The organism is Naasia sp. SYSU D00057, from assembly GCF_017916505.1.
Taxonomy (GTDB): Bacteria; Actinomycetota; Actinomycetes; order Actinomycetales; family Microbacteriaceae; genus Naasia.
Window position 1 is genome coordinate 210,332 of sequence record NZ_JAFMSZ010000001.1, and the last position, 13,243, is coordinate 223,574.

The window sequence follows — 13,243 nt, forward strand, 5'->3', positions numbered from 1 at the left end:
GGCCCGGCGCAGCGCTCGAGCACAGCGTCGCCGGCGCGATCGATCAGAACGGCTCGGTCAGAACGGCGGCTGGTCGCCCGCTTGCATCCCGGGGGTGAGCCACTCCTGCTGCACGAGCAGTGCGCCGCCCGTCCGCCTCCGCCATGTCGATGGCGGGAGAGTCGGGGCGGACCTGGATTGGTAGACCTTGCCCCGAGGCGAAGTCCAGGTGAGGGTTCCGCCGACCGGCGCCTGGATGACGCCCCACGGTGTGCCGTGTTTCAGTCGATGGTGGCCGCGACAGAGGTGCGCGAGATTGTTCTCGACCGACGTGCCGTGCTCTTCCCAGGCGACCGTGTGGTCGAGGTCGCAGTACGCCGCCGCACGGGTGCAGCCCACGAATCGGCACACCTCGTCGCGCACCCGCAGCTTGCGCCTCAGCGGCTTCGGCGGCCGGCGCATCTCTCCGCCGAAGGAGCGGATCTCCCCCGTTTCCGGAGCCGTCAGGACCTGGACCCAGCCCGGCACGGTGTCGGCCAGCTGACGGGCGGTCTCGGCGTCGATCACGCCGAAGCCCTCGAGCAGCGCCGGGTCGTCGCTGACGCCCAGCGCGGTCGGCAGCGGGATGTGCACGAACACCTCGGGCACCACGCAGCGCCGCGCGCGCGGACTGGGCTGCGGCTGCTGCCCGCTCTCGACAGGCGGGATGACGCCGGACCCGTCGATCAGGAGGTCGCGGAACACGTCGGCCTCGATCTGAGCCAGGGTGCGGGTGTCGCCGTCGCGCTGGAGCCCGCGAGCGATGCCGGTGACCACCGCGGCGGCGCCCACCACGTCCTCCGCTGACAGGTAAGCCCCGTACCAGGCCATCCCGTCCGCCGCGCGCTCGACAGCCGTGCGCCGCTGCAGGACCGCCTCGCGATGCCGCTCGATGCTCGCCTCGGAGTCGAGGGACTCGCGAACGGTGCGGGCCAGTCGCTCGAATCTGGACGGCACGAGCCGCTCGGCGTGCGGCAGCAGGCGCTGCTCGTACGTCTCGAGCAGCTCCTCGGGCAGACCGACGGACTCCTCGGCCAGGATCCGCGCGTGCCGCTCGGTGAACAGGGCGGAGCGCAGGGCTGCCAGGGTCGCCGGGAACACGTGGACCAGCTGGCGGGCGAGGTCGAGCATCGACTGAGCGGTGCGCTCGTGTACCTGCAGCGCCGCGGCGACCTCGGCGCGGAACGATCGCCACGCCAGAGCGTCGGGTTCGGTCCAGCTCGCGCCGCTCCGCGCCTCCTCTTCGAGCCGCAGCTCGTCGAGGGCCTCGAGGCGCTCCGCGGCGAACCTGGTCGCCCGGCGGTTCGCCTCCTCGAGCCGATCGAGTGGATCGGGGCGAGGGGACGTCGAGTCGAGCAGACGCTGCATCAGCACGTCCTCCACCGTGCAGATGCCCAGCGGATCCTCCGGGATCCCTGCGACGTCCTCGTCCTCGAACACGCGTGCAGTCAACCACCACCCTCCGACATCGCCCCGCCCATGCGGAGGGCCCGCCGCAGGCGCCGAAGCCCCGCCGGATCAGTCCCGGTCGGCCTCCGATTCCGGGCCGAGGCTGTACACCCGGAGACCGCCGGGGATCACCCGGACGCGCAGCAGGACCGACTCCGCCCCCGTGGGTGCGGGTCGCTCGAGCTCGCCGTCGTGCGAGAACCGCGGGATGGCGGAGCCGCGGGCGCGCACGGTGAGGTCGAGCGACGGCGTCGTGAACGCCTCGATGCGGGATCGGGGCGGCATCAGGCGCACCGCGCGCAGGACGGCACTCGTGCGCCGCCCGAAGATCAGCGAGGCGACGGCGCGGATCGGCGAGCCGCTCGCATGGAGCACGCGCACGTCGAGCACCCGGTCGTCGAGACCCCGCCGCTGCATCGTCGAGACGAGTCGGGGGTCGTTGCGGTTCACCGACACGAAGAGCGACCAGAGGCGCGCCCGCCGCCCCTCGATCGCCACCGTCACGGGGCGGAGCGTCCGCACCATCCGCACCGCGGCGATCAGGGAGGCGCCCCACTTCGTCCAACGGTCCTCGAAGCGGTCGCGCTCGGCAAGGAAGTCGGGGTAGATCCCCACCGCCGCCGCATTGAGCACCGTCACCGGGTCCCCGTCCCCGCTCGTGAGCTCGGCCACGTCGACGGAGAGGCCCGCCCCTGCCTGGAGCGCGTCGATCGCCTGGTCGACGGTGACCGCGCCGACGGCCCGCGCGAAGTGGTTGAAGGTGCCGGCCGGCAGCACGAGGAGGGGCAGGTCCACCTGGCGCGCCAGATGGGCGAGAGCCGACACGGTCCCGTCGCCGCCCGCGACACCGAGCACCTGCGGCGGATGCGGCCCGCTCAGCGCGGCGCGCACGACGTCCTCCGGCGCCTGGCCCTTCCCGAGCACGCGCACGACCGCGCGGGGCAGCCGGCGGTGGATGATGCGCAGCGGGTCCCGGCGGCGCACGTGCCGGCCGGAGCTCGCGTTCGCGATGATCAGCACGCCGGCGCCGTCGGCGAGCGCGGGCAGGCTGATCTCGGTGCCGCGGCCGCCGATCGGGTGCGACGGAACCAGTCGGCGAGGAAGCGCGCCCGCCCCGGCGACGGCCATCCCGAGCGCGGTGCCGCCGAGCACGTCGGACAGCCAGTGCGCGCCGGTGTGCAGCCGGGAGTAGGCCACGCCCGCGGCGACCGGAGCGACGAGGGCGCCCGCGGCCGGCGACTCGAGCGCCACTCCGGTCGCGAACGCGGCCGCGCTCGCGGAGTGCCCGGAGGGGAAGGACGGGGTGGTCGGGTGCTTGCCGAGCCGACGGCCGACGGGCACATCCTTGAGGATCGGCCGGTCCCCGCCGAACACCTGCTTGCCGATGAGATTGCCGATCATGCTCGCCGTGACGAGCGACAGGATGCCGCGGACGGCGGCGCGCCGCTGCCCGGCGAGGGTGAGGACGCCGGCTACCGCGAACCAGAGCAGGCTGCGGTCGGCGATTCGTGAGAGGCGCGAGAAGCCCCGGTCGACGCGGGGGTCGTCGACGCCCGTGTTGATCCAGTCCGCGGCGCGGTCGTCCATCGTCCGAACCCAGCGCGGCATCAGCCGGGCCCGGCGGAGGGCGGCGCCGGGATCGCGGAGGCGCTTCGGACGCTTCGTCATCGGACGTCGCTCGAGGCGCTCCAGAGATTGATGCCGCGGTCCACGGCATGCCGGTCGATGGCCTCGAGCTCCTCGTCGGTGAAGTCGAGGTTCTGCGCGGCGGCGACGTTCGACTCCAGCTGGCGCACGGACGAGGCGCCGACCAGCGCGGAGGTGACCGCGGTGGTCCGCAGCACCCACGAGATCGCGAGCTGGGCGAGCGTCTGCCCACGCCCGTCCGCGATCTCGGCGAGGGCCCGGATGCCGGCGAGCGTGTCGTCGTTGATCATGTCCGCGCTCATCGAGCCCTCGCGCGACGCGCGGGAGTCCCGCGGGATCCCGGACACGTACCGGTCGGTGAGGAGGCCCTGCGCGAGCGGCGAGAAGGCGATGCAGCCGACGCCGAGGTCAGTCAGGGTGTCGAGCAGGCCGTCCTCGACCCAGCGGTTGAACATCGAGTAGGACGGCTGGTGGATCAGCAGCGGCGTGCCGAGGTCGGCGAGGATCTCGGCCGCCCTCCGGGTTCGATCCGGTGAGTAGGAGGAGATGCCGGCGTAGAGCGCCTTGCCGGACGCCACAGCGGTGTGCAGTGCGCCCATCGTCTCCTCGAGGGGGGTGTCCGGGTCGGCGCGGTGCGAGTAGAAGATGTCGACGTAGTCAAGCCCCATCCGGTCGAGGGACTGGTCCAGGCTCGCGAGCAGGTACTTGCGGGACCCGTGGTTGCCGTACGGGCCCTCCCACATGTCGTAGCCGGCCTTCGTCGAGATCACGAGCTCGTCGCGGTACGGCCGGAGGTCGCGGCGCAGGTGCTCGCCGAAGTTGGCCTCGGCGCTGCCGTACGGGGGTCCGTAGTTGTTGGCGAGGTCGATGTGGGTGACGCCGAGGTCGAACGCGCGCAGCAGGATGTCGCGCTGCGTGTCGAGCGGCACGGTGTGCCCGAAGTTCTGCCAGAGGCCGAGCGAGACCGCGGGCAGCAGCAGTCCGCTGCGCCCCGTCCGGCGGTAGGGCATGGCGTCATAGCGTTCGTCGGCGGCGAGGAAGCTCACAGCGGACATCCTGTCACGGCCCAGCGGACGTCCGGCAGGAGGACGGTGGCGGAGGTCAGCCGCGGGCGGCGGCCTCCACGGCGGCCAGGTCGATCTTCGTCATCTGCAGCATCGCCTGCATGACCCGGCCGGCGACGGCGGGATCCGGGTCGGCGAGCAGCTGCGGAAGCCGCGGCGGCACCACCTGCCAGGAGAGGCCGTACCGGTCCTTCAGCCAGCCGCACTGGCCCGGCTCTCCGCCGTCCGCGGTCAGCGCGTCCCAGAGGCGGTCGATGTCCTGCTGCGTCTCGGCGTCCACGACGAGCGAGACCGCCTCGGTGAAGGGGATGTCGGGACGGCCGGCCAGCAGCATGAGGCGCTGGCCGCCGAGCTCGAGCTCGGCCACGAGCGTTCCTCCCCCGCCGCCCGGGGTGCCCTCCGGGGCGCTCTGCGACTGCAGCGGGCGCGCGTCCGGGAAGATGCCGGAGTAGTAGGCGATCACCTCCTCGAGATCGGTGGCGAACCAGAGGCACGGGGTGATCCTGCCGGACATCAGCGTCCTTTCTCGCGGCGTGCTCCCACTGTCGCCCTCGATGTGGACGCTGTCAACAGGGCCGGCTCAGGTCAGAAGCGCGTCCGCCAGGAAGCGCACGGTGTTCTCGAGGAGCCGCCTCCTCGAGAAGAGCCGCCGGTAGTCGTGGCCCTCCCCCGGCAGCTCGAGGTACTCGACCGGCCGGCCGAGGCGCTCGAGCGCACCGACGAGCTGGTGCGCCTCCCCGATCGGCACGTTCGTGTCGTGCTCGCCGTGCACGACGAGCAGCGGAACCGTGATGCGCGCCGCCTCCCTGAGCGGGGAGAGCTCCTCGAGCAGCGCCGCATCGTGCTCCGGGTGGCCGTACTTCGGGAACGCGGCGGAGGCGATCCACGGCTCGGTGTCGCGGTAGAACGTCCGCAGGTCGGACATGCCGCAGACGTCGACGCCCGCGGCGAAGGCGCCCGGGTCGAAGGCGAGCGCGGCCAGGGTCAGGTAGCCGCCGTAGGAGCGGCCGGTGACGGCGATGCGGCCGGCATCCGCGACCCCGAGCGCGATGAGATGCGCCCGCGCGGCGAGGACGTCGGCGAACGCGTCGAAGCGCTTCTCGACGTCGTCCGCATGCACGAACTCGCGCCCGAAGCCGCTGGAGCCGCGGATGTTCGGCGCGAACACCGTGATGCCGGCTGCGGCGAGCGCCTGGTGCTGCGGGCTGAAGTCGGGGCGCTCCTGATCCTCCGGTCCGCCGTGCAGCCACAGTGCGGCGGGGCCGCGCTCCTCGGACCCCGGCGCCCGGTACAGCCAGCCGGTCAGCTCGAGGCCGTCCGCGCCGTGGAAGGTCTCGAGCGACGGCCGGACCAGAGGCGCGTCGGGCAGCGGCGGGGTCTCGGTGACGGCCGTCCAGGTGAGCGTCGCGACGTCGAGCCGCCACAGGCCCGCCGGCCGCTCCGGCCCGTCGACGGTCACGACGACGCACGAGCCGTCGCGACTGAGCACGGGCTTCGACGCGACGGCTCCCGGCAGGCCGGGCACGGCGATCCGCTCGTTCGTCTCCGTCCGCAGCAGCTCGAGCTCGCTGCGACCCGCCACGTTCCAGAGCAGCAGGAGGAGCGCGCCCTCGTCGTCGGCGTCGAGGTCCTCGAGCTCGGCGTCGCTGCGGGCGGCGAGCGTGTAGGGCGGTGCGTGGTCGCCCTCGGGGGCGAGCGGCGCGGCCACCAGCTCGCGGCGAGCGCGTCCCGCATCGGTCACGAGGTAGGCGAAGGCGGGGTGCGGGTCGCCCTTCGGCGCGTGCCGCACGAACGCGACGTCGGTCGAGCCGGTGTGATCGGGCGGCAGGAGGCGGTGGTCGACGTCATCCAGCCGATCGACGACCGTGCAGAACTCGTGCCCCCGTGGGCCGTCCCGCATCACCGCGAGACGCTCCTCGATCGACAGGTCGAGCACGTGGATGAGTTCGCCGACCGCGAGTCGGCCGAGCTCCCCGGTCGCCGGATCCGCGAGGTAGGCGACGGTCGGCTCCGCCGGATGCGTCGAGGGGACCATGACGACGACGCGGTGCCCGCTGCGGGTCCAAGGGCCGAGCTCGGCGTGCACGTCGCGGCCGCCCGCGAGCAGGCGCGCGTCGCTGCCGTCCGGGCGCACCACCCAGACCTGGGTGCGCACTCCCCCGTCCGTCGCCACCGAGCAGGCGAGCCAGGCGCCGTCCGCCGACCACTCGACGGCGAGAACCGGGTCCTGCGTGAGCGGAACGCGCGTCGCGGGGGTCGGCCGCGTGTCGAGGTCCTGCACCCACAGCTCGGGGACGCCGGACCGGTCGCTGATGTACGCGACCCGGGACGCGTCGCGGGTCATGGTGGGGCTCCAGCACGCCCACGCCTCGGTCAGCTCCTGGCCGAGCCGGATGGCGTCCTCGACGGGCAGCCGGAGGTCCGCCGCGACCGATTCACCCATCAGCGGGCCTCGCCGTGGGTCCCGGATGTGCCGGATCCGCATCCGGGGCGATCGCGGACGCTCCCCTCACCGGCCCGCCCGCACATCGGCGTCGCCCTCCTCGCCCAGCATCCAGGTGCCGGCGCCGCCGAGCCCCTGCGTCTCCCGCACCACGAGGTCGACGACGTCGTCGAGGCTGTCGCGCTGCGCGAACGCCGCCCGCTGCCGGTCGGCCGAGGTGCCCCGGGCGAGAGTCGCGGAGGCGAGGTCGCGCACCTGCACCCAGTCCCCGAGCTCCTCGAGCTGGGGCCGGAGTGACGACACCAGCGCGCGGACGGCGTCGCCGGCGGGCACGGATCGGGGACGGATGTTGCCGTCGAGCAGGTCGCCGGACAATCCGCTGCGCGCCGCCCGCCACATCGCCGCCCGGTGCAGCGGCACGGGCTCGGGCACGAACGGGAGACCGGCCTCGACATCCTGCTCGGCCGCCCGCACGGCAGCGCGGAACAGACCCGCGATGAGGACGGCGTCGTCGACGATCGGGCAGCCGTCGCACACCCTCAGCTCGAGGGTCGGCGCGTGCGCGGACGGGCGGACGTCGAAGTAGGCCATCTTCGAGTCCGCGATGACGCCCGAGGAGATGAGGTCGTCCACGAGGGCGTCGTACTCGGCCGCGGACGCGAGGGGGCCGGTGGCGCCGCAGGTCGGCCAGCGCTGCCAGATCATCGACCGGATGCTCGCGTACCCGGTGTCGTGGCCGTTCCAGTACGGCGAGCTGGCCGACAGGGCGAGGAGCACGGGCAGCTGCCGCGACACCCGCTGCATGATCTCCACCGCGAGGTCGCGGTCGGACACCCCGACGTGGATCTGGAGTCCGCAGATCAGCTGCTCGTCGACGAGCAGGCGGTACTGCTCCTGCATCCGCCCGTAGCGCCCGCTGTCCGTCAGCTCGAAGTCGGCGATCGCGGACCGCGGCGCGGTGCCCACGGCGGCGATCCCGACGCCCTCCGGCTCGGCCGCCGCGACCACGCCGCCGCGCAGCCGCAGCAGCTCGGTGCGGAGGCCGTCGAGCGAGTCGACCACGGCGGTGTTCGTCTCGACGGTGGTCCGCTGCAGCTCCGCCGAGTAGCTGTCCTCCGGCAGTCGGGCCAGCAGCTGCGGTGCCCGCGCCGCCAGCTTGCCGCTCGCACGGTCGAGGAGATGGAGCTCCTCCTCCGCGCCCAGGGTCAGCTCCGCCGTCATGCGGCGCAGTCTACGAGGGCCGGATGTCGCGCATGTCAGCTGCCGGTAACACGGTGTTCACGAGCGGCGTCGCGCGGGTGGTGCGGACAACTCGCACCGGTAGACCGTCGCGACTTGTCCGTACGACCCGCGCGTGCCGCTCAGCGGGCGGGGCGCTCGCCGCCGAATCCGGCGCCCGGGCCGCCCATCTCCGAGTTCGTGTACTCGCCTGCCGTCGCCGTGGCGGCCTCCGTCGCGCCGTCGGCGCTGCCGCTCGCGTAGTACCCGCCGACCCCGGTGCCGGAGACGGCGCCGCCGACGTGGACGGTGTACTCCTCCCCCGCGACGATGTCCGGCGAGGAGAAGACGACCGACGAGAACGACTTCGCCGACTCGTAGGACGCGACGACGGTGCCGTCGGACGCGACGAGATGGACGACCGTGCCGGCCGGCTCCGCGGTCGAGAGGTTCGCCATGACCGAGGCCTGGGCGGACTCGGTGCTCGGCGCGACCGCCATGCCCGAGCTGCCGGCCGCGAGCATCGTGCCGCCGGAGATGGTGAAGTCGCCGTTCACGTCGAGCGCGCCGTTGCCCGACCCCTCGGGGCCGTTGACGACGACGGTGCCGCCGGTGATCGATGCGGTGCCGTTCGAGTCGAAGCCGTCGCCGTCCGCGAAGAGGACCAGGGTGCCTCCGGACACGGTGGCGGTGTAGTCGCCCGCCTCCATGGCGCCGCCGCCCATGCCGCCCGCTCCCATGCCGTCCGCCGACTCGGTGCTCGTGCCGCCCGCGGCGTTGACCCCGTCGTCCCACGCGTGGACCGTCGTCGTGCCGCCGGAGACGGTGATCGCCGCGCTCTCCAGCCCCTCGTGCGAGGTGAGGACGTCGACCGTGCCGGCGCTGATCGCGAGGGCCGTGTCGGCGTGGACACCGTCGTCGCCCGAGGACACCGTCACGGTGCCGTCGCCGATCGACACGGCGCCGTTCGAATGCAGCCCGTCGTCCGCGGCGTCGACGGTGACATCCCCGCCGCCCACGACGACGTAGACGTCGCCCTCGAGGCCCTTCGCCGATGCGTCGTCGGCGAGCGCGGCGCCGCTCCCGCCGCCGGCGGTGACGTCGACGGTGCCTCCGGTGACGACGAGGTCCGTCTGCGCCTGGAGGCCGTCGCCGTCCGCGGTGACGTCGAGCGTGCCGCCGGTGATGGAGATGTAGCCGCGGGTCTCGTCCTCCTCGTCGTCCGACTTGAGGCCGTCTCCTCCGGCGTCGACCGTGAGGTTCCCGCCGTTCACGACGAGGTAGTCCTTGCCGCGGATGCCGTCATCGGCCGCCGTCACGGTGATGTCGCCGGAGTCGACGACGAGGCCGTCCTCGCTCGTGATGCCGTCGCCGCCGTTGCCGGTCACGGTGAGGGCGCCGTCGCCGGTGATAGTCAGGTCGGCCTCGCTGAACAGCGCCGCGTCGACGGTGCTGTCCTCGGAGTAGGTCGAGGTGTCGCTGAGGGTGTTCTCGCTGCCGTCGGCGAGGACGATCATCGCCTCGTCCGCCTCCTGTACGACCAGTGGCGAGGTGGACGAGCTGGAGAGCTCCACGCCGTCGAGCACGAGGCGCACGACGCCGTCGCCGGCACTGCTGACCACCACCTGGCCGTCGGTCAGTGTGCCGCTCAGCTCGTAGGTGCCGGCGGCGGTGATCGTCACGGTGCTGCCGTCGACCTCGACGCCGGAACCGTCGGCGGTCGCGGTGTCGCCCTCGAGCGTGATGCTCACGGCGTCGGCCTCGCTCTCCTCGTAGTCGGACTCGTCGTCGTGGTCCTCGTCGTTCGCGGCGAGGACGTCGGCTGCGGTCGTGTCCGCGCTCACGTCGTAGCTCGTCTCCGTGGTGCTCGCGCCGGAGGTCGCGTCGGACGCCGAGCTGGTCGTCGCGCAGCCGGCGAGCACGGCGGCGCCGAGCACGAACGGGAACGGCAGCAGGAGGAGCCGCCGGCGGCGCGCCGGGACGCGCGGATCGTCCCTTCTGCGGCGGAACGCGTCCGCATCGTCCGTGCGGTGGGCGGCGGAGGGGGTCTTCGTCATGGGTTCGTCTTCCTGGTTCAGGCCGGGGTGAAGTGGCGGCGGAGCACGCGGGACCACTTGTTGGCGGGGAGGTCGGGGCGGAGGGCGGCGAGGCCGACGCCGTACTTGGAGATGCCGTCGGGCCGGTGGCCGTGCCGCCAGAGGAGGCGGTCCATCGGCGACGGGGCGGACCCGGACTTGGACTCGACGATCGCGAGCTCCGGGGTGCGGAGGACGGTGCCGGCCGGGGTGATCCACTCCAGGTCGCGGTCGACCGTGGCCCGCGCACCGGCGGCGGGCAGGAACACGGTGCTGCGGGCGTACCGGGTGACGAGCGTCGGCTCGAGCGGGGCGTCGGGCCGGTCGATGCCGGCCTCGGCGAGGATCGTGTCGGTGTGCTCGAGCCCCTCCGCGGTCAGCTCGTCGCGCGCCTCCGCGTCGTAGGGGACGCGGTCCTTCACGGTCACGCTGCGGCCGCCGCGCGTCTTCACCTCGAGGAAGCAGTCGCCCGAGTCGAGGTAGCAGCGGGTGCGGATCTTGTACCGGCGACGGCGCTTACGGGCGGCGGCCAGGTAGCTGTCCAGGTCGGGGGTGTCGAAGTAGACGGACTCGTAGTCGAAGGAGCGCAGCCCGTCCTCGTCGAGCACGAGCGCGTCCGCCGGCAGGCCCGCGAGGAGGTCCTCGAGCTCGGCGCGCGGCAGCAGGTACTTGCGGTCGACGCGGGTCTGCAGGGCGGCCTGGGCGACGAGCTCGTCCAGCGAGATGGCGGCCATCCCGGCGAGCGCGGACTCGAGCGCCGCGGTCACGAGCGGACCGCCGATGCGAGAGCCGCGCTCGCCGCAAGGCGCTGCGGGAGCCGGTCGGCGCGCGTCCGTCCGCCCGTCTCGTAGCGGACGGTGACGAGAGTGGTGTCGTTGACCAGATCGAGGTCCTGAACACGCACCCGGTGGATCCGCCCGCCGAGGGTGAGCTCGAGGACCTCGGTGAGCTCCGCCTCATCGGCGACGGCCCTGTCGAGAGTGACCGTCTGCTCCCGGTAGCGGCGGAACAGGAGGGGGTGGTCGCCGACGTACATCACGACGACGAGGAGGGCGATGAGCGCGTACGTCGGCCAGTCGGCGGTGCCGATGCCGGCGAGGAGTCCGAGCGCGAGGGAGGCGAAGTAGTAGGCGACCTCGCTCTGCGTCAGCTCGGTGGAGCGCAGCCGGATGATCGACAGGACGCCGAACAGGCCGAGCCCCAGCCCGACCGCGACCGCGCTCTCGGTGAGCACGGTGGCGACGGCGAGGACGCCGACGTTGACGCAGAGGTAGGCGACCACCAGGTCGCGGCGCCGGTGGCGCGGGAAGTAGAGGCCGAAGGTGAGGAGGCCGATCGCGACCAGGTCGAGCGCGAGAAGAACGGCGTGCGGCATGGGGAGTTCCTCCGTGAGGTGAAGCGGACTCCCATTCCGCCCTGCGCCGCTATGCGGCCCCTATGCGCCTCCGATGCTCCGCGTACGAGTCTCGTCGCGGGTCGTGCGGACAAGTTGCACCGGTAGACCGTCGCGACTTGTCCGCAGGACCCGCGTCACCCCCACGCCCGCGCGGTCAGTTGAGGACGCGCGTGGTGGCGGGGATGCCCTCCCCCGCGTAGAGCGCGGCCGCCGTGTCCTGGAGGGCCGTGAGGGCGACGCGCTGGCTCCACGGGCCGTAGGAGATGCGGGCGACGCCGAGGTCCTGGAACCGGGTCGACGACTGGGCGCCCGGCACGCCGATCACGCTGATGCGCTGCTCGCCGAGGGCCGCGACCAGCTCCTCCACCTCCTCGTCGGTGAGGCGGCCGGGCACGAAGAAGGTGGTGGCTCCCGCGCCGAGGTAGGCGGTGCCGCGCTCGATCGCGTCCGCGAGCACCTCCCCCGTCGGGCGGTCGCCCGGCTTCAGGAACGTGTCGGTGCGGGCGTTGAGCGCGAACGGCACGCTCTCCGCCTCGGCCGCCCGCACCGCCGCCTCGACCGCGGCCACCGACTCGGCGAGCGGGGCGAGCCGGTCCTCGAGGTTCGCCCCCACCACGCCGACGCCGATCGCCCGGCGGATCGTCTCCCCCGCGTCGCCGTAGCCGGCCTCGAGATCGGCGCTCACGGGGAGGTCGCCGGCAGCGTGCACGATGCGCTCGATCATTCCGAGATGCAGGTCGAGCGGTATCTGCTCACCGTCCGGATAGCCGAACGTCGCCGCGATCGAGTGGCTGGCCGTCGCGAGCGCGGTGGTGCCGGGCAGGTCGGCGATCACGCGGGCGGAGACGGCGTCCCAGACGTTGACGACGCTGAGGATCTCGGGGGCGGTGTGCAGCTCGATGAGGCGGCGACCGCGGTCGGTGATGTCCATGCCGTCACGCTAGACCGGCTCAGGGCGTGAGGGGCGCGTGCTCCGGGGCGGCGAGGGTGAGCACAGCCCGCACGACGCGAGGGTTCCGCTCGATGTCGCGCTGCAGCTCGCCGAGCCGCACAGCTGCGTCGTGCTCGCTGTCGTCGCCGGTGAGGTCGACCGCCGCGACGAGGAACACGCGGGAGGGGCCGGCGTATTCGATGTGCAGGTAGGTGACCGCCGAGATGGCGGGCCGCGAGAGCAGGGTGGTCAGCGCCGCCGACCGGATGACCGGGTCGACCTCCTCGCCGACGAGGAAGCGGCGGTTGCGCTGGATGAGCACGATCGCGACCACCCCGAGCAGCACCCCGACGAGGATCGAGCCGACCGCGTCCGGGACGGGCGAGCCGGTGAGCTGGTGGCCGAGGATGCCGAGGAACGCGATGACGATGCCCGTCAGCGCCGCCGCGTCCTCGAAGAAGACGGCGCGGACGGTCGGGTCGGAGGTGTGCAGGACGAAGGAGAAGAGGTCCTTCTCCCGCTCCGCCGCCTCGCGCCGCGCCTGCCGGAACGCCTGCGCGAAGGAGACGCCCTCGAGCACGAACGAGATCGCGAGCACGACGTACGCGACGACGAATCCCTCACTCGGCTCCGGGTCGAGCAGCTCCTGGACGCCGTGCATGATCGAGACGGCGGCGCCGACCGCGAAGAGGCCGAACGCCGCGATCATGGACCAGACGTAGGCGTCCCGGCCGTAGCCGAGCGGATGGCTCTCGTCCGGCTTCCGGCTCGCGCGACGGGTCGCGAGGAAGAGGAACACCTCGTTGCCGGTGTCGGCCCACGAATGCGCCGACTCCGCCACCATCGACGCGGAGCCGGTGAGCATCGCGGCCACCGTCTTCGCGGCGGCGATCAGCCCGTTCGCCACCAGCGCGACGAGCACGGTGACGGCCGACTCGCTCTGCGGCTCCTGCTCCGCGGGCTCCGTGCCTCCGGGGTCGCGGGGACGGGATCGGGCCACCG

11 protein-coding genes are annotated in these 13,243 nt (G+C 73.1%); all 11 read right to left on the bottom strand.

What is annotated here, in order from left to right; all coding sequences use genetic code 11:
- Positions 1-57: 57 nt before the first annotated feature.
- Positions 58-1,458 (bottom strand): HNH endonuclease signature motif containing protein, encoded by a 1,401-nt coding sequence (locus J3P36_RS01050; RefSeq protein ID WP_210505411.1) that lies wholly within the window; start codon positions 1,456-1,458, stop codon positions 58-60.
- Positions 1,459-1,536: 78 nt separating this feature from the next.
- Complete coding sequence (locus J3P36_RS01055; RefSeq protein ID WP_210505412.1) at positions 1,537-3,135, bottom strand: bifunctional phosphatase PAP2/diacylglycerol kinase family protein; 1,599 nt, start codon at positions 3,133-3,135, stop codon at positions 1,537-1,539.
- Positions 3,132-4,169 carry an L-glyceraldehyde 3-phosphate reductase gene (mgrA, locus tag J3P36_RS01060; RefSeq protein ID WP_246854106.1) on the bottom strand — a complete coding sequence of 346 codons (1,038 nt, stop codon included), beginning with the start codon at positions 4,167-4,169 and terminating at the stop codon, positions 3,132-3,134. The genes J3P36_RS01055 and mgrA overlap by 4 nt, the downstream gene beginning before the upstream one ends.
- Before the next feature lie 46 nt (positions 4,170-4,215).
- Positions 4,216-4,692, bottom strand: a complete 477-nt coding sequence (locus tag J3P36_RS01065) for a VOC family protein (RefSeq protein ID WP_210505414.1) — start codon at positions 4,690-4,692, stop codon at positions 4,216-4,218.
- A 66-nt stretch (positions 4,693-4,758) separates the two neighbouring features.
- Positions 4,759-6,621, bottom strand: coding sequence for a S9 family peptidase (locus J3P36_RS01070; protein ID WP_210505415.1), 1,863 nt, complete (start codon positions 6,619-6,621; stop codon positions 4,759-4,761).
- A 66-nt stretch (positions 6,622-6,687) separates the two neighbouring features.
- Positions 6,688-7,842, bottom strand: coding sequence for a glutamate--cysteine ligase (locus tag J3P36_RS01075; RefSeq protein WP_210505416.1), 1,155 nt, complete (start codon positions 7,840-7,842; stop codon positions 6,688-6,690).
- A gap of 140 nt (positions 7,843-7,982) precedes the next feature.
- Positions 7,983-9,896, bottom strand: coding sequence for a carbohydrate-binding domain-containing protein (locus J3P36_RS01080; protein WP_210505417.1), 1,914 nt, complete (start codon positions 9,894-9,896; stop codon positions 7,983-7,985).
- Positions 9,897-9,913: 17 nt separating this feature from the next.
- Positions 9,914-10,681, bottom strand: coding sequence for a polyphosphate polymerase domain-containing protein (locus J3P36_RS01085; RefSeq protein WP_307806911.1), 768 nt, complete (start codon positions 10,679-10,681; stop codon positions 9,914-9,916).
- Complete coding sequence (locus J3P36_RS01090; RefSeq protein WP_210505418.1) at positions 10,678-11,289, bottom strand: DUF4956 domain-containing protein; 612 nt, start codon at positions 11,287-11,289, stop codon at positions 10,678-10,680. The genes J3P36_RS01085 and J3P36_RS01090 overlap by 4 nt, the downstream gene beginning before the upstream one ends.
- Positions 11,290-11,464: 175 nt before the next feature.
- Positions 11,465-12,241 (bottom strand): isocitrate lyase/phosphoenolpyruvate mutase family protein, encoded by a 777-nt coding sequence (locus J3P36_RS01095; RefSeq protein WP_210505419.1) that lies wholly within the window; start codon positions 12,239-12,241, stop codon positions 11,465-11,467.
- 19 nt (positions 12,242-12,260) lie between these two features.
- The gene (locus tag J3P36_RS01100) at positions 12,261-13,241 is read right to left on the bottom strand and encodes a cation diffusion facilitator family transporter (RefSeq protein WP_210505420.1); all 981 of its coding nucleotides are present in this window, start codon (positions 13,239-13,241) and stop codon (positions 12,261-12,263) included.
- Positions 13,242-13,243 lie beyond the last annotated feature (2 nt).